The sequence below is a fragment of the Hymenobacter canadensis genome, from assembly GCF_027359925.1.
Lineage (GTDB): Bacteria > Bacteroidota > Bacteroidia > Cytophagales > Hymenobacteraceae > Hymenobacter > Hymenobacter canadensis.
This window is the reverse complement of sequence record NZ_CP114767.1, coordinates 2,857,664-2,873,389: the sequence shown is the minus strand read 5'-3', so window position 1 is coordinate 2,873,389 and position 15,726 is coordinate 2,857,664. Positions and strand designations below refer to the sequence as shown.

The following is a 15,726-nucleotide window of genomic DNA, read 5'->3' as shown; positions in this document are numbered from 1 at the left end:
AATTCCGGCCGGTGTACCTTTGCCGTCTTCCCGAATCCAGCCCGAATCCAGCCACCATGTCTTCGCCGCTTACTATCACCGTCGCCAAACGCACTGCCGAAGCGGCCGCCCAGCTCGCCAGCCTGGGCCACCAGACCTTCCACGACACTTTCGCCGCCACCAACGACCCGGCTGATATGGCGGCCTATCTGGCGGCTACCTTCAGCCCCGAGCTGCAGCTGGCCGAGCTGAACGAGCCCGACGTGGTGTTTCTGCTGGCCCGGATGCAGCAGCAGTTGGTGGGGTATGCCAAGCTGCGGCTGCATTCCACGCTGGGGCAGGCGGAGGGCAAAGTGCCAGAAGAGCGCCTGGAAATTGAGCGCCTCTACGTGCTGGAAGACTGGACCGGCACGGGTCTGGGGGCCGCCCTGATGCGCCGCGCCATTGAGGAAGCCCGCGAGCAGAAATGCCGCGCCGTAGTGCTGGGCGTATGGGAGAAGAACGACCGGGCGCTGGAGTTCTACCGTCGTTTTGGCTTTAAAGCCGCCGGCCAGCACGAATTTCGGCTGGGCAACGACCTGCAAAACGACCTGATTCTGCGCAAAGGCCTCTAAATTGAGCTTTTCGTGATTCGGTGCTCAAGGGCAGCATACATACGAGTAACGCCTGCCGAAAACCGAATGCCGACGCTGCTCTACCTTTGCCTGTCTGCCACTTAGCCGTTCGCGTGAACCTTCCTCTGCCTGCCACCGCTTCTTTCTGGGCCCGACTCCTGCTGTGGGCTGCTCCCGTGGGCCTGCTGCCGGGCTGCGCATCGGATGCGGGCAGCGGGGCCGCCGTGGCCCTGCCCACCGGGCACTACGAGGGCACGGTAGCATACCAGGGCACCGAGCTGGCGGCCGTGCTGGAGCTGCGCGAAACCAGCCCCGGCCAGCTGGAGGCCGATATGCGCTTTCCACAGGAAGAAGGCCTGAGCTTTCCGGCCGATGATGTGCGCTACGCGGAGCCCCAGCTGCTGTTCGGGCAGGCGGGCACGCCCGGCGGCATGCAGGTATCGGCGGTGCGCGAAGGCGACTTCCTGCGGGGCGTTTTCACGCTCGACAGTATCCGGACGGACTTTGTGTGGGTGCGCCGCGGCAAGGCCCAGCCGCGCCCCTACCAGCTGGATACGCTGCAGGTGCCCGCCAGCCGGCTGGCCCTGCTGGTGCTGGTGCCCACCGATACGCTGGGCCGCCACCCGGCCATGGCACTCTTCGCTGATGATACCCACCAGGCCGCTGCCCACCTCCGCGCCGACCAGCTGGCCCGCCAGGGCTTTGTAACGACAGTAGTGTCGGTAGCGGCCGGTTCCCCGGCCGACTCGGTGGCGTTGCAGGCGGCAGCCGCTACGGTGCAGGCGCTGCGCCTGCATCCGGCCGTAGATACGCTGCGGGTTGGTATGTGGGCCCGGGGCGCGGCCGCTACGGTGGCAGTGCCGGCCGCCACGCTGGCCAAGCCGCGGGCGGCGTTCATGGTGCTGGAAAACGTGTCGGTAACGTCTGCCGACGAGGCCCGGCCGCTGCAGCAGCTCGGCCAGCGCCGGGTGCCGGTGCTGGGCCTCTATGCCGCCGCCGACACTTCCCTGAACGTGAAAGACAGCGCCCGCCGCCTGCGCAATGCCGTGGGCGGGCGCCGCGCTTCGCAGGTGCGCGTGTTTCCCAAAGCCAACGCCCGCTTCGTACTGCTCGGCCGCACCAGCCCCGACGGTAAATGGACTTGGCCCGCCGCTGCCCCCGGCTACCTCACCGCCATCGAGGACTGGCTGAAGTAAGCCGCCACACAGTAGCGCGAACTTTGTAGTTCGCGTCCCCACGCCGCTGGAACGGCCCTATTGATAAGAAGACGCAATACAAAAAGCCTGCAAATGGCGCGAGGACGCGAACTGCAAAGTTCGCGCTACCTACAATACTAGCAGCCCCTTCTCGCGCAACGTCAGCCAGGCCGCCGATTCCAGAAACCGCTCGAACGAGTGGCCGGCCGGGAAGCTCTGGGCCACTTCCTTCAGCAGCACTTTCGTGTCGTAATCGGTGGTGAGGCGGGTGAGCAGGATGTGCAGCCATGGGCCCAGGGCGGGCGGCACCGATACTTCGAAGTCCTCGGCCTGCTCGTAGAAGGTGAGCACCGCGCGCGGGCCTTTCTTGCCGGTTTCCTGCCGCAGCTCCGGCGCGTTGCCCAGCCAGAACAGCCGCTGGTTCTGCTTCGCGAAATCCGGCTTGGCAGGTTCCTGCACCGCCTTCTGAATCAGCTGGCGCGGCACCGTGGACTTGGGCACCCGGAAATCAAACCAAAAGTTGAGCGGCTCGTGTAGCGCCACGCCGTGCAGGTAGTTGTATAGGGCCTTGGCCAGACCGGGGCCAAACTGCTCGTGGTCGGTGCCGGTGGGGTCGTCGTGCCAGAGGTCGTTCCAGGCGAAGGGGCCGGGCTCGGGGCCGGTGGCGGCCACCTGGTACTTCGCGGGGTTCTTGCCTACGGGTGAGTGGGCCGTCATCGAAAACCGGTGCCAGTAGCCGCTCTGCACGATGCCGGCTTCGAACAGCTGCCGCACCACTTCCAGGCTGTCCACGGTTTCCTGGGCGGTTTCCGTTGGGAAACCATACATCAGGTAGGCGTGAACCATGATGCCGGCCTGCGTGAAGCCGTCCGTGACGCGGGCCACCTGCGCGATGGTGACGCCCTTTTCCATGAGGGCCAGCAGCCGGTCGGAAGCCACTTCCAGGCCGCCGCTCACCGCAATGCAGCCTGAGGCGGCCAGCAGGCGGCACAGGTCGGGCGTGAAGGTTTTCTCGAAGCGGATGTTGCCCCACCACGTAATGTTCACGCGGCGCTTGAGCAGCTCGATGGCTAAATCGCGCAAGGCCAGCGGCGGCGCAGCCTCGTCCACGAAGTGGAAGCCAGTCTGGCCGGTCTGGGCAATGATCTGCTCGATTCTATCCACCAGCAAAGCGCTGGGCGCGGTTTCGTAGCGCGAAATGTAGTCCAGCGTTACGTCGCAGAACGAGCAACGCTTCCAGTAGCAGCCGTGGGCCACCGTGAGCTTGTTCCAGCGCCCGTCGCTCCAGAGCCGGTGCATGGGGTTCAGCACCTCAATCACCGACAGATACTCGCTCAACGGCAGATCCGAATAGTCGGGCGTGCCCACCTCGGGGTGCGGAATATCCGGAAACGGCTGGTTGATGTACTCCACCTCGCCGGCCGCATTGCGCAAGAAGGTGCGCTGGAAGGGGAGGGGCTGAGTTTGTGACGGAACGCGCTGCTGTACCGTTAGGCCGTCATGCTGAACTTGTCGAAGCATCTCTCCCGCTTCGTTGCTAAACGATTGATTAGCCAGCGGTAGAGATGCTTCGGCAAGCTCAGCATGACGTTCTTTTGGTGCCGCCTGGCGTTCTTTCTCCTCACTCAACCACTCCAGCAGCCGCAACCAGGGGCCTTCGCCGTCGTCGAGGGTCAGGTAGTCGATGTAGTCGAAGAAGCGCGGCTCCCGGATCTGGCGTAGCTCGGTGTTGGGGTAGCCGCCGCCCATCAAAGTGTGGGTATTAGGGCTGAGCTGCTTGATGCGGCCGGCCAGCCGCAGGGCGCCGTAGAGGTTGCCGGGGAAAGGCACCGTGAAGCCGGCCACGTCGGGCTGCACCCGCGCCACCAGCTCATCTACCAGCTCCTGCAGCATCTGGTCAAGCAGGTTGGGCGGGGCTTGTAGCGCCTCGTGCAGCGCATCAAAGGTGGTGGCCGACATAGCCAGCTTCTCGGCGTAGCGCGAAAAGCCGAACTGCGGCCCCACGGTTTCCTTGATCAGGTCGCCGAGGTCTTCGAGGTAGAGCGTGGCCAGGTGGCGGGCCTGGTCGGTGAGGCCCATGGTGCCGAAGGCCGTTTCCAGGTCGGCAATGTTGTCGAAGCGGCTGGCTTCGGGCAGGAAGCGGCTGTGGCAGATGCGGGGCGCGAGGGTGTTGTCCTTGTTCTGCAGAAAGCGCACGACCGGCTCAATGGTGCTCAGGTAGCTCTGGCGCAGGCGCAGCATCCGGCGGGCGTTGTCGGAGAGCGAAAAAGCGCCGGCCGCAATGGCGTCGAACACCCGCGTCAGGCCCGGCTTAGAAAACAGCTTCAGCACCAGCTCCAGACCCAGGTCGGTCTGCGTAACGGCGTAGCCGCGCGTGCCCAGAAACCCCTTGATGTAGGCCGTGGCCGGGTAGGGCGTGTTGAGCTGCGTGAGCGGCGGCGTGATGAGCAGGATGCGGAGCGAAGAAGTAGGCACGGGAACAACAACCGCCAACCGGCAGCAAAGGTGCCCGCAAAGGTACGGCCCAATGCGTTGTGTTATTTTGCTGCCCGACTCGCACTTTATGGCTCCTGTATCTTCTCCTGACTTACTACCGAAGCTCCCGGCTGCTGCCGCGCTTGAGTGGCTGCAGGCCGGGCACCCGGTGCGTGGCTACCACATTGTGGGCACGCTGGCGCTATGCGACTATCAATACATCGACTATCCGGTGGAAATAGCGAACTGCTGGGTGGACGAGCTGGCCGGCCCCGCCATGAGCTACCGGCAGCCGGTGCGGCTGCTTCACTCCCGATTCGGGCGCTGCGAGTTCCTGTTCGCCTACTTCCTGCAGGGCCTGACCGTGGCAGACTGCACGTTTGAGCAGTATCTCGATTTTCAGGCCGGCGGCCACAACAAGTCCGGTTTTCCGGTATTGCTGCAACGCAACGTGTTTCACGGTTTCGTCAATTTCTTCGACTGCTGGTATGAAGCCGAAGTGCAGGTGGAAGGCAACGACTTCCGCCAGGGAAGCAACCTGCTGGGAAGCCCGCAGGGCTACTCCGTTGAATTCGATGTTTCACCCATCATCCGGAACAATACCGGTGACCTGACACGCAACGACGAAGGGGAAGCCGCTGAACCTACGCTCCAATAAACCGAACCTGCATTTCTACGGGACCAAACGGGCTGCTGCTCCGCATAAGCCACAAAAAAACCGGGGTATCGAACAGAAACCTGTTTGATACCCCGGCAATAAAAGTCAGGTAGCTATAAAGCCGCACCGCAATGAGGCGGCACGAGGCGCTAGGCCAGCTGGTCGAGGGCGATGCGCTTGGGCAGCAGCTCGCGGCGGAATTCGCTGACGGAGTAGCCGGTCACCTGGCGGAACTGGTTGCTCAGGTGCTGGCCGGAACTGTAGCGCATGTGGTCGGCAATTTCGCTGAGCGTCATTTCGCCGTAGCTCAACATTTCCTTCACCCGCTCAATTTTCAGGCGGATCAGGTACTTTTCAATCGTGAGGTTGGCCGTGCGCGAAAACACCTTGCTCAGGTGCGAGTACGTGGCGGCAAACCGGTCGGTCAGGAAAGCGGAGGTAGTGAGGGGCATGCGCGCGGTGCGCAGATGCTCCAGGTACTCGCCCAATGCGCCCTTGATCTGTTCAGTCATCTGCTCGGCGCGGCCCATCAGTACATCGAAGCCGGCTTCGCGCAGCAGGGGAGCCACGGCAGCCAGATCGGCCGGGGTGTCTTCTTCCAGCAGCGCCTGGCCCAGCGTTACTTCCGTGGGGTGATAGCCGGCCTTTTCGAGCACGGTGCGAACGGCTTCCACGCAACGTGGGCAAACCATGTTCTTGATATGAAGCAGCGTTGTTTTCACGGGTTATAAAGTTTTTTCTGACCGCGTTACTGTACGCGTAGGTTTACGAACGGTTGCCGAAGCCGGGGCGCTTCGGGGTTTGCGGCTGGCCCCAGCGGCCGGTGCAACTTCCGGCGACACCAGCCACTTAGCGGCAGCCCAACTCACAAAGGGAACTACCGCCAGAAAAGTTACCGACAACAGCCAGAAAAATACGAAAAAAGCATTGAACAACCGGCTGAAAAAATCCTCGTCGGCAAACCCGAACAGGTAGCCAACCAGCGCCAGTGCCAGCCCGAAGCTCACGCCCGCCATAATGCCGGCCCGGCGCAGCAGCCGGGTAGAAAAAAAAGTCGAAAGCGAAGGGTGGAGCATAAGCACAGCAGCAGGAAAGCAAATATACCGCTTCCACTCATCCCGCGCCATTCACAACGCCGGCCGGTTGACGCCGTACCAACATTCGCTTACCTTGCATCCGAACCGCTACACCTTCATTCCGTCCTCTATGAAACGCCCTTCGCTCCCCGGCATGCTGGCCGCCGCCCTGCTGCTGGCCACCTCGCTCACCGCCTGCAACACCGGCACTTCCACCGGTGATACCAATGTGGAAACCGATGCCGCCAAAACCAAAGACCCCGACCCCGGCCAGATGACTACTTCTGACTCGGCTACGGCCGGCCTGCAGCGCGACACCACCGCCGGCCCTACCACTCGCCAGCAATACGAGAAAGCCGCCGACGCCGTAGACCGCGACAAGAACGGCATCGCCGACTAGCCCGCGCTATGCAACGATACAACGCCAAACGGCCGGCCCCTTCCAGGGCCGGCCGTTTGCGTAAAAAACCGGCGGTTTATGTGCCGCTTATTTGAACAGGAAGCCATTGGGCGCAATGCCCACCGCAAACGAATCGACGGCCGCGCCGGTAGCTGAGAAGCGCACCACCCGCCCATCGGCCGAGAAGCTGCCCGTGCCGGCATAGATGGTGTTGTCCTGCGGGTCGATGCCGAGGCCGTAGAAGCTGCGCCGGATGAGCGGCGTGGTGGGCAGGCTGGTGGCCGTGATGGGCAACTGGTATACGCCCGTGGCCAGGCCCACGTAGATTTTGTCGCCGGCGCCGTTCACGCGCAGGTTGCCGTTGCGGTAGTCTTCCGGAAACGTGATGCGGGTTTGCTGTGTGGGCGTACCCGGGCTGAAGCGCACCAGCGAAGCCAGCGGCTCGGTGTAGTCGTCGGAGAGCACCCACACGTTGCCGCTGGCGTCGGTGGTTACGTTTTTGGGGCCGGCCGGCACGGTCACGGTGCCTTCCACGGCGTCGGTGGTGGGGTTGATGACGGTGAGCGTGTTGCCGTCGGAGTTGGCCACGTACACTTTGCCGCCCGCCACGGTCAGCTGCTCGGGGTTGATGCCCACCGGAATGGTTTTCGTTACGGTGTTCGTAGTCAGATCCAGCACCGACACGCGGCCGGCCGTGTAGCCGCTTGTGAAGTTGCCCTGCCACTCCGTGAGGTAGGCCTTATTCGGCGCCACCTGCACCAGATAGCGCGGCTGCGAGAGGCCCGTAATCTTCTTCACCGACTTGAAATCGGCCAGCGTCACGACTTCCACCCAGTTGCTGTTGTTGGCCACCAGGTAGGCGTTGTCGCCCACAATGGTCATCGACTGCAGCACGTTGCCCACGCCGCGGCCGTTGGCGGCCAGAAACGGGTCTTTCTGCACCTCCTTGGTGGCTTTGCTGAACACGCTCACCGAGCCGCTGCCGGTCAGGAAAGGGCCCTCGTTCACCACGTACACCGTCTGGGTGGTGACGGGCGGTGTAACGGGCGTTACCTCATCGTCCGGGTCGCAGGACGTAACGGCCAGAGTCAGGAAAGAGGCGGCGCCGAGCAGCGCGTAACGGCGCGTAGCCATAGGAAAATGGAACATGGATAAGGGAAAAATGGAAGATGAAAACAAGCGGAATCAGCGCCACGCCACGCGCAGGCTGGCCACCCACGAGCGGCCGGGCATGGCGCGGCTCTGGTAGCTCTGGTAGCGGAGGTTGCCGAGGTTGAAGCCCTGCGCCAGCGGCGTCAGCCGGGCCCGGCCCACCCGAAACTCGTGGCCCAGCTGGGCATTAAGCAGCAGGTAGGAGGGCAGGAAATCGGTGCCGGAGGCGGTGGTGTAGCGGAAGCCCGTGAAGGTGAGGGCGCTGGTCAGCAGCCAGCCGCGCCAGCTGTGGTCGGTGCTGAAGGCGGCAGTGTGCAGCGGCACGTAGGCCAGCTGCTGGCCCACCGGGTCTTCGTCGAGGACGTAGCCGCGCACTTTGCGGGAGCTGGTGTAAGCGTAGGCGGCGCGGGCGGCCAGGGTGTAGCGCCCGGGTTTCCAGCGTAGCTCACTGCTGGCTTCCAGGCCCTGGGCCAGCACCTGCCGCAGGTTGTTGGGGGCGTAGCCCAGGTCGGTGGGCAGCCATTGCACCCAGTCGTCTACGCGCTGCCGGAATGCTGTCAGCTCGGTCTGGAGCAGCAGGGTGGGAGTGGGGCGCACCTCGTGGCGCAGGCCGGCCTCGTAGCCCAGGCTGGTTTCGGGGCGCAGGTCGGGCTTGCCGGTGGGGTACCAGAACCGCTCGTTGAGGGTGGGGGCGCGGTAGCTGCGCGAGGCACTGGCTTTCACGCTGAGCTGCTGGGTGCCGCGCTGCCAGGCCAGCCACTCGGCGCCGGCCGTGGGCGTGAGCGGGGGCCGCCGGCCGCTGATGAAGGCCTGCCGCACGTTCAGGCTGAGCTGCAGCCGCGGCAGCGGGTCGTAGCGCAGCAGCCCGAAGCCGCTGAATCGGTTTTCGGTCACGGTGGGCGCTTCATAGCCATCTACGTGGGCCACGAAATGCTGCGCCTCAGCCCCCAGCCGCAAACTGAGCGTGGGAGCAAACCGGAACGTGTGCTCGGCCTGGGCCTGACTGGTCTGCACCCGCGAGTCGCTCCGGATGCCGTCGTCCTGGTAGTTGATGATGTCCTCGAACCAGGCGGCGCGCACGCTCGTTTCGTGGCGGCTGCTCACGTGGCGGTAGCCGGCCAGCAGGCGGCGGCTCTGGTCCCGCTCCCGGGCACGGCGGTTTACTGAGCCCAGCGCGGCCTGAATCTGCCGGTCGGCATCCGTGAGCCAGACGGCGGCCGTGAGTTCTCCCTGCTCGCCTACCCGCAGCGTGGCATCCTGGGCCAGGCTCCACTGCCGCAGCTGCGCGTTTTGCTGGCGCTGCGTCGGGCCGTACACCAGCCGGCCGTTTTCGCGGCCCACCGGCTCGCGGTACGGGAAGTCGTTTTGGGCGGTGCGGTAGGAGGCGGCCGTCCGCACCGAGAGCTTCTGGTTGCTGAACGTGGCCTCACCTGAGCCGGCGGCCAGCCCGAAGCTGCCGCCATCCAGCTGCACCCGGCTCTGCAGCCCCTGCCCCCAGCGCGCCTCCGACGACAGCAGCACCGTGCCGCCAATGGCCCCGGTGCCGTAGGTGGCGCCGGCCGGCCCGTGCTGCACTGCTACCTGGGTAGTGCCGCTTACGGGCAGCAGCGCAAAGTCTGCTTCGCCCAAAGAAGGTAAATTGATGTTGAAGCCCTGCCACAGCACGGCCGTGTGCCGCGCCGACGTGCCGCGCAGCGTGATGCTGGCCAGCTGGCCCGGCCCATAATTTTTCAGATAAAGCGGCGTGCGCAACGACAGCGCATCGGCTAGGGTGCCGGCGCCGGTCTGCCGGAGCGCCAGCGTGTCGAGCGTGGTGCGGCGGGTGCCAGTGGCGAAGCGCGTGGCCGGAATGCCCTGTACGCGCACCGCCGGCAGCGCCTGCACCGAGTCGAGGGCGTGCGGCGATGCCTGCTGGGCCGTGGCGGGAGTTGCCAGGGCCGCGCAAAGCAGCATGAGCGGCAGCAGCCGGAGCCGTGCAGCAAGCGGAATGTTAATTAGCTGAACCAAATTTTCGGGTAAGGAAAATTCAGTTCAGAACTCCGACGCCAGCTTTCGTTGCCGAAAGCCAGGCCGCAGCCGAGGCCGAAAACAGGAAATTCCGGTGGCCCGAAAGCCACCACTGCCATCATTCTCCGCCCCTCCACCGAGGGCGCTGAACATAGGGAAATGTAAAGGCAGGTCTCCTGGCTTGCTTCTGGCGCGCCGCCTTCCCATTTCTCCGGCTGCTCTGGGGAGAGCAACCTTCTCGGAAACAGTGGCAGCTGAGGCGCGCCGACTCGTGAAGCATACAGTTGCGGGGACAGCTCCGGCTTTGAACCGGATTCCCTTTTCAGCCTCGCCCCGCAATCGGGGTCCGGCCACCTCTACGCCCCAAAGGTAGCAGATTGTAGCATAGGCTTCAGCCTGTGCCCCCGGCCGGCCGCCACAATTCCCGCAGAAAACGTATCAGCTCAACCATAAACCGAAACTTGTTCTTGCGCCGCTGCCGCCGCCCGGCACAGGCTGAAGCCTATGCTACATCGAAATATGCTACATCCCAAACTCCCGCCCGACTTCTACCGCCGCCCCGACCCCGTGCAGATTGCCCGCGACCTGCTGGGCAAATACCTATTTACGTGCCTCGACGGCGAGCTGACCGGCGGTCGCATCGTGGAAACCGAGGCCTACTCGCACCACGGCGACCAGTCGATGCAGCTGCACCTGAAGCGCCGCGGCCCGCACGGCCACGCCCTGCACGAGCCCGGCGGCCGCGCCTACCTGTACCAGGTGTATCAGCGCCACACGCTGTTCAACATCAGCACCAACGAAGCCGACAAACCCGATACCATCCTGATCCGCGCCATCGAGCCGCTGGTAGGTCTGGATATTATGCTTCGGCGGCGTGGGCTGGAAACGGCCTCGGCCAAGCTTACGGCCGGGCCTGGCCTGCTCACGCAGGCGCTGGGCGTCACGCCGGCCCTCTCCGGCACCGATTTGCAGGGCGACACGCTCTGGATTGAAGACCACGCCGAGCAGGTGCCGGAAGCCGACGTGCTCAGCAGCCCCCGCGTGGGCCTCGCCTACGCCGGCGAAGAAGCCGCCAGCCTACCCTGGCGCTTCCGCATCATCAGCAGCCTCTGGACCAGCAAGGTTAAATGAATCACGGATTAGCACGGATTTCACGGATTTTGTGGACGATTGATAATCGCGCAGAAACAAGGGGCTTGCCGTTTGACAAGCCCCTTGTTTCTGCTTTGTGTCTCAGGACAATTGAAGCGAGCAGCTTAACGCCGTCCACAAAATCCGTGAAATCCGCTTAAATCCGCGCTAATCCGTGATCCTTCTCTGTCACCAGCACCATCAGCTTACCTTCCAGATTGGTGGTGGCGAACAGGTATAGGTCGCCGCCTTCGCGGATGCCGGTGCGGTGGCGGAACTCGGCCACCGTGTCGGGGAAGTTGCGGGTTGTGACGTGGGCGCGGACTTCGGGGCCGAGGTGGGCGCGTAGGGCTTGGGCGTCGTATTTCTCGGTGGCCCGGATGCGGAAGATGCGGCCCGGGAAATCGGGGTGCAGCGTGTCGGAGGTGTAGAGGTGGCTGTGCTGGTGCAGCTTCAGCAGCTCAAACGCCGTACCGATGCTGCGGAAGCCGCCCGCCTTCAGAATAGCCACGTTGGGCTCGTAGAGGTACTGCTGCGGCTCGGCGTAGCGCGGGATGGCGCGGGCCTCGCGGGCCCGGTTCAGGCGGAAATCCTGCTGCTGGCCCGTGCGAAGCAGGTTCACGGTGTGGCGCTCCGGATCGACGGCCGGCTCGGGGCCCAGCTCGTACAGCACCTCCTTGCACTCATTGTCCACGGCCACCACCCACAGCTGCCGCACCTGCCGCAGCTCCAGAATGGCCTGCTCGATATCGAGCATGGGCGAAGTTTTGAGCAGCACCCGACGGCCTTTATGCAGCAGCAGCGGCATTAGGCGTAGAATATCCGGCTCACAGTCCTGCAGCCGGAAAATCTTGCGGGCCGCCGTATCGCGCCGGGCCGGGTCGAGGTAGATCCAGTCGAAGGTGTCCGGGGTGTTGCGCAGAAACTGCACCGCATCGGCCGTATGAAACTGCACGTTCGAAACGCCCAGATGCGTGAGGTTGAAGCGCACCACGTCGGCCAGGGCTGCGTTGCGCTCCACGTAATGCACTTCCGGAATACGTTCGGCAAAATACGATACGTCCACGCCGAAGCCGCCGGTGAGGTCGGCCAAGCGCTGCCCGCTCACCAGCGCCGCCTTGAACGCGGCCGTGCGAGCGGAAGAGGCCTGCTCCACCGACAGGGTCGGTGGGAAAACCAGGTCTGGGTTGTCGGCCCAGGCGGGGACTTTCAGGCGGGCTTTCTGGCGGGCCTGAATCTGGCGTACCAGCTCCGGAACGGGCAGGCCAGGGTGTTTGCGGGCTTGCAGCGCCAGCTGGGCGGGGTCATCGTGCAGGTGCTTGGCCACATACTGACGCGACGCCGCGGGAAGCGGAAATTCCATGTGGTACTCCTACGAAACTAATAAACAGGGGTTGGCCCACCGGGCCGGCGCTTAGCGCAGCTGCCAGCGCAAAGCCAGCAGCGGCTGGCCCGTAGCCGACGCCGCCAAACCCACCCCAGCGGGTGCCAGCCGCTGCCACCCGCTCGCGTGCCCGCCCGCCGACAGGCCGGCATTGTTGGCGTCCACGGCCCGCACGAAATGCTCGTTGGTGTGGCGCGTAATGAAGATGTTGGCCAGCAGGCTGCCGGCCACCACACCCAGTGTCACCTTCTGCGGATTGCTGAAATAGTGCTGGTCGCCGCTGCCACTGAAGGTCTGGGAGCCATACACCGCCACGCCGCCCACAAACGTCAAGCGTTCGGCCAGGAAAATCCACTTCTGGCGGCGGTAGCGGTTGAGGTTATCCAAGGCCTCCTGGTTGCCGGCCAGGTATGGGCGCAGGCGCTGCCCGAAGTAGCCGGCATTCTGGTAGTCGTCGTCGGTGGGCTGCTCTTTGGTGGTGAAATAAAAGTTCTTCTGCACCCCGTTGCGGCCCCGCCCCTGGTCTTCCGGGCTCAGGCGCACTACCGTGCCCGATTGCCCAAAAGCGGTGCTCGCCCACAAACCTAAAAATAACACTAGAGAAGGGCGGAATACTCCAGCCAGGCGAAGTTCGTAACGGTGCATGAAAGCAAATATAACAGTCTGCATCATAGCTATATCAACTATGTGCCATGGAAGAATTCCAGGCCAGCCCAACAAAAGCCGTTACCGATACGTTCTGTCCGCAGTGCAATTAGCTTTCACTCAACCTGAAACCGACTATGAAAACCTTCATTCCTTCTCTGCGCCAGCTATTTCTAGCATCCATGCTACCGGCCGCGCTGACTTTTTCTGCCTGCGGCAACGACGACGATAATAACACGCCGGCCCCCGAGCAGGGCAAGGTACTGGTGGTGCATGCCGCCGCCGTGTCCAATGTGCCCATCACGGCCTTCGTCGCCGACCAGCAGGTGGCCCAGCTCAACTACGGCGCCAACAGCAGCTACTTCACCGTAAATGCTGGTTCGCCTACCTTACGTATCAATAATGGCACGCAGGTGCTGGCTTCGGCTCCGCTTGCCGTCTCTAAAGACCAGAGCTACTCGTCGTTCGTCTTCTCGCCTTCCGCCACCATTGGCTCTACGCCCACGGTGCTTACCGTTCCCGACGACCTGACGGCTCCGGCTGCCGGCCAGGCAAAAGTGCGCATTGTGCATCTGGCCCTGAACGCTCCTACGCCGGTGCGCCTCACGGTGCCATCGGCACTGCCCGGCACCCCCGGCACCGACGTAACCACGGACGTAACTTTCGGTTCGGCCTCCAGCTTTGTGGCTATCAATGCCGCCTCGCTTAACCTATCGGTGACGGCCGGCACGCCCCGCGCGCAGGTACTGGCGGTTGGCGATGGCACAGGAACGGGCACGGGCGTTAAGAACTACGAGCCGGGTAAAATCTATACGGTGGTAGTGCGCGGCATTGCCGGAGCTGGCGTGCCGGCAACCCAGCAACCTCAGGCAGTCATCATTCAGCACAACTAAATGCGCCGGTTAGCGGCCTGATCTGCAACGCCTGCCCCATCCGGGCAGGCGTTGTTGTTGTATAGCCCAACTAACATTTTAGTTACCTTTGTAGTTGTCTAGCAAAAAAAACAGCATCATGGTGGAGACCAAGACCACGGCCTACGTTCCGTACAAAGTAAAAGACATGAGCCTCGCTGAGTGGGGCCGCAAGGAAATCCGTTTGGCTGAGGCTGAAATGCCGGGTCTGATGGCGCTGCGCGAAGAATACGGCAACAGCCAGCCGCTGAAAGGCGCGCGTATTGCCGGCTGCCTGCACATGACCATCCAGACCGCCGTGCTCATCGAGACGCTGCAGGCCTTGGGCGCTGAAGTGACGTGGTCGTCGTGCAACATCTTCTCCACGCAGGACCACGCCGCCGCCGCTATTGCTGCCGTCGGCACGCCAGTGTACGCCTGGAAAGGCCTCAACGAAGAGGACTTCAACTGGTGCATCGAGCAGACGCTGTTCTTCGGTGAAGACCGTCAGCCCCTGAACATGATTCTGGACGACGGTGGCGACCTGACCAACATGGTGTTGAACCAGTATCCTGAGCTGGCCGCTGGCATCCGGGGTATTTCGGAAGAAACCACCACCGGCGTACTGCGCCTGCTGGAGCGCGTGAAAGCTGGCACCCTGCCGCTGCCCGCCTTCAACGTCAATGACTCGGTAACGAAGTCGAAATTCGACAACAAGTACGGCTGCAAAGAGTCGGCTGTGGACGCTATCCGTCGCGCTACCGACGTCATGATGGCCGGTAAAGTGGCCGTAGTGGCCGGCTACGGCGACGTAGGAAAAGGCACGGCGGCTTCGCTGCTCGGTGCTGGTGCCCGTGTTATCGTCACCGAAATTGACCCGATCTGCGCCCTGCAGGCTGCTATGGACGGTTTTGCTGTGAAGAAGCTGGCCAACGCCGTGAAGGAAGCCGACATCGTGGTAACCGCTACCGGCAACTGCGACATCCTCACCGAGGAGCACTTCCGCAGCCTCAAGGACAAAGCCATCGTCTGCAACATCGGTCACTTCGACGATGAAATCGACATGGCTTGGCTGAACAAGAACTACGGCCACACCAAGGACACGGTGAAGCCGCAGGTTGACATCTACAACATCGAAGGCAAAGAGGTCATCATCCTCGCCGAAGGCCGCCTCGTGAACCTGGGCTGCGCCACCGGCCACCCTTCGTTCGTAATGTCGAACTCGTTCACCAACCAGACGCTGGCGCAGCTGGAGCTGTGGCAGAACGCCGACCAGTACGAAAACCAAGTGTACACCCTGCCCAAGCACCTCGACGAGAAGGTGGCCCGTCTGCACCTCGCCAAAATTGGCGTGGAGCTGGACGAGCTGACGCCTAAGCAGGCCGATTACATCAAGGTGCCCGTAGAAGGCCCGTTCAAGTCGGACCTGTACCGCTACTAAGCGGCTCCGGCTTCCTGAATAGAAAAACCCCGCCCGGCATTGCGCCGGGCGGGGTTTTTGTTGTGCTCAAGGGTGGCGAGTTATTTCGTAAGGGGCGCCATACCGGTGTATTCTTCGCTGCTCACATACAAGCCAATGCCCAGTAGCTTCCATTCGTGGATTAAGAATACCTCGTAGGAAACGCCCTGCTTCCTGGTGTGCGCCATACCAGCCAGCGGTTTCCATTCGTGGCCCAGCATCAGGCCCGAAACGCTGCTGTACATTCCATGAACCCGTAAGGTAGAATCTGTACGGATGCCTTCAAACCGCAGGTGCAACTCGTTGTTGGGGTTGAGCGGAACAGTGGCACTACTGCCCCAGTTGCCTATCGGATGCTCCAAACGCCCGTTTTCCAGCAGATTCCCGGCTTTGGTGTCCGACGTGGAGCTGCTGCCTCTGAGTGTTAAACTCAACATGAACAACATTGCCAGTCCCAAGCCTATTTGCCGGCGCAGCACCTTAAACACCCGAAACCAGGCAAACGCAATCAGCAGTAGCACTAAAATATTCAGACCAGTCCAGAGTAGCGAAATCATAGCGTAAAACAGAATATAAGATTGCGTCAAACTTAGCGAGAAAATGCTGTCTGCCTAGGCGCGACGTTAGTTACCGGCTGACGCCCGCTACCACGATTAACAA

15 protein-coding genes and 1 riboswitch are annotated in these 15,726 nt (G+C 62.9%); of the genes, 7 read left to right on the top strand and 8 right to left on the bottom strand.

What is annotated here, in order from left to right; translation table 11 throughout:
- Positions 1–56 precede the first annotated feature (56 nt).
- Both O3303_RS12365 and O3303_RS12360 read left to right on the top strand, forming a co-directional pair.
- Positions 57–593, top strand: a complete 537-nt coding sequence (locus O3303_RS12365) for a GNAT family N-acetyltransferase (RefSeq protein ID WP_269558704.1) — start codon at positions 57–59, stop codon at positions 591–593.
- Positions 594–706: 113 nt separating this feature from the next.
- A complete protein-coding gene (locus O3303_RS12360) occupies positions 707–1,789 on the top strand; it encodes a hypothetical protein (RefSeq protein WP_269558703.1) in 1,083 nt (360 codons plus the stop codon).
- A gap of 129 nt (positions 1,790–1,918) precedes the next feature.
- Here the strand turns inward: O3303_RS12360 and O3303_RS12355 are convergent, their stop codons facing one another.
- Entirely contained in the window at positions 1,919–4,264 is a 2,346-nt protein-coding gene (locus O3303_RS12355) for a B12-binding domain-containing radical SAM protein (protein ID WP_269558702.1), read from the bottom strand.
- Positions 4,265–4,352: 88 nt separating this feature from the next.
- Here O3303_RS12355 and O3303_RS12350 point away from each other — a divergent pair, with 88 nt between their 5' ends.
- Complete coding sequence (locus O3303_RS12350; RefSeq protein WP_269558701.1) at positions 4,353–4,922, top strand: hypothetical protein; 570 nt, start codon at positions 4,353–4,355, stop codon at positions 4,920–4,922.
- A 149-nt stretch (positions 4,923–5,071) separates the two neighbouring features.
- Here the strand turns inward: O3303_RS12350 and O3303_RS12345 are convergent, their stop codons facing one another.
- Together O3303_RS12345 and O3303_RS12340 are read right to left on the bottom strand one after the other, a co-directional pair.
- A complete protein-coding gene (locus O3303_RS12345; protein ID WP_269558700.1) occupies positions 5,072–5,596 on the bottom strand; it encodes a helix-turn-helix domain-containing protein in 525 nt (174 codons plus the stop codon).
- A 51-nt stretch (positions 5,597–5,647) separates the two neighbouring features.
- Positions 5,648–5,998: a hypothetical protein gene (locus O3303_RS12340; RefSeq protein WP_269558699.1), complete on the bottom strand. Its 351-nt coding sequence runs from the start codon at positions 5,996–5,998 to the stop codon at positions 5,648–5,650.
- A gap of 130 nt (positions 5,999–6,128) precedes the next feature.
- Between O3303_RS12340 and O3303_RS12335 the strand changes: the two genes are divergently transcribed.
- Positions 6,129–6,398, top strand: coding sequence for a hypothetical protein (locus O3303_RS12335; protein ID WP_269558698.1), 270 nt, complete (start codon positions 6,129–6,131; stop codon positions 6,396–6,398).
- 87 nt (positions 6,399–6,485) lie between these two features.
- Here O3303_RS12335 and O3303_RS12330 read toward each other — a convergent pair whose 3' ends face one another.
- Both O3303_RS12330 and O3303_RS12325 read right to left on the bottom strand, forming a co-directional pair.
- Entirely contained in the window at positions 6,486–7,547 is a 1,062-nt protein-coding gene (locus O3303_RS12330; protein WP_269558697.1) for a DUF5074 domain-containing protein, read from the bottom strand.
- Positions 7,548–7,583: 36 nt separating this feature from the next.
- The gene (locus tag O3303_RS12325; protein ID WP_269558696.1) at positions 7,584–9,557 is read right to left on the bottom strand and encodes a TonB-dependent receptor plug domain-containing protein; all 1,974 of its coding nucleotides are present in this window, start codon (positions 9,555–9,557) and stop codon (positions 7,584–7,586) included.
- A gap of 149 nt (positions 9,558–9,706) precedes the next feature.
- Positions 9,707–9,930: riboswitch (cobalamin riboswitch) on the bottom strand.
- Positions 9,931–10,076: 146 nt separating this feature from the next.
- Here O3303_RS12325 and O3303_RS12320 point away from each other — a divergent pair.
- Positions 10,077–10,688: a DNA-3-methyladenine glycosylase gene (locus O3303_RS12320; protein WP_269558695.1), complete on the top strand. Its 612-nt coding sequence runs from the start codon at positions 10,077–10,079 to the stop codon at positions 10,686–10,688.
- A gap of 157 nt (positions 10,689–10,845) precedes the next feature.
- On the opposite strand, the gene O3303_RS12315 is transcribed toward O3303_RS12320, so the two are convergent.
- Both O3303_RS12315 and O3303_RS12310 read right to left on the bottom strand, forming a co-directional pair.
- Positions 10,846–12,051, bottom strand: coding sequence for a class I SAM-dependent methyltransferase (locus O3303_RS12315; RefSeq protein WP_269558694.1), 1,206 nt, complete (start codon positions 12,049–12,051; stop codon positions 10,846–10,848).
- 51 nt (positions 12,052–12,102) lie between these two features.
- The gene (locus O3303_RS12310; protein WP_269558693.1) at positions 12,103–12,654 is read right to left on the bottom strand and encodes a hypothetical protein; all 552 of its coding nucleotides are present in this window, start codon (positions 12,652–12,654) and stop codon (positions 12,103–12,105) included.
- Between the two features lie 200 nt (positions 12,655–12,854).
- On the opposite strand from O3303_RS12310, the gene O3303_RS12305 reads away from it, so the two are divergent.
- Both O3303_RS12305 and ahcY read left to right on the top strand, forming a co-directional pair.
- Entirely contained in the window at positions 12,855–13,610 is a 756-nt protein-coding gene (locus O3303_RS12305) for a DUF4397 domain-containing protein (protein ID WP_269558692.1), read from the top strand.
- A 118-nt stretch (positions 13,611–13,728) separates the two neighbouring features.
- A complete protein-coding gene (ahcY, locus tag O3303_RS12300) occupies positions 13,729–15,048 on the top strand; it encodes an adenosylhomocysteinase (protein WP_269561909.1) in 1,320 nt (439 codons plus the stop codon).
- Between the two features lie 80 nt (positions 15,049–15,128).
- Here ahcY and O3303_RS12295 read toward each other — a convergent pair whose 3' ends face one another.
- Entirely contained in the window at positions 15,129–15,623 is a 495-nt protein-coding gene (locus O3303_RS12295; protein ID WP_269558691.1) for a hypothetical protein, read from the bottom strand.
- Positions 15,624–15,726: the final 103 nt, after the last annotated feature.

Coding starts and splice junctions, on each gene's coding strand:
- O3303_RS12365 (WP_269558704.1), top strand. CDS start 57: ATGTCTTCGCCGCTTACTATCACCGTCGCCAAACGCACTGCCGAAGCG.
- O3303_RS12350 (WP_269558701.1), top strand. CDS start 4,353: ATGGCTCCTGTATCTTCTCCTGACTTACTACCGAAGCTCCCGGCTGCT.
- O3303_RS12340 (WP_269558699.1), bottom strand. CDS start 5,998: ATGCTCCACCCTTCGCTTTCGACTTTTTTTTCTACCCGGCTGCTGCGC.
- O3303_RS12335 (WP_269558698.1), top strand. CDS start 6,129: ATGAAACGCCCTTCGCTCCCCGGCATGCTGGCCGCCGCCCTGCTGCTG.
- O3303_RS12330 (WP_269558697.1), bottom strand. CDS start 7,547: ATGTTCCATTTTCCTATGGCTACGCGCCGTTACGCGCTGCTCGGCGCC.
- O3303_RS12320 (WP_269558695.1), top strand. CDS start 10,077: ATGCTACATCCCAAACTCCCGCCCGACTTCTACCGCCGCCCCGACCCC.
- O3303_RS12315 (WP_269558694.1), bottom strand. CDS start 12,051: ATGGAATTTCCGCTTCCCGCGGCGTCGCGTCAGTATGTGGCCAAGCAC.
- O3303_RS12305 (WP_269558692.1), top strand. CDS start 12,855: ATGAAAACCTTCATTCCTTCTCTGCGCCAGCTATTTCTAGCATCCATG.
- ahcY (WP_269561909.1), top strand. CDS start 13,729: ATGGTGGAGACCAAGACCACGGCCTACGTTCCGTACAAAGTAAAAGAC.
- O3303_RS12295 (WP_269558691.1), bottom strand. CDS start 15,623: ATGATTTCGCTACTCTGGACTGGTCTGAATATTTTAGTGCTACTGCTG.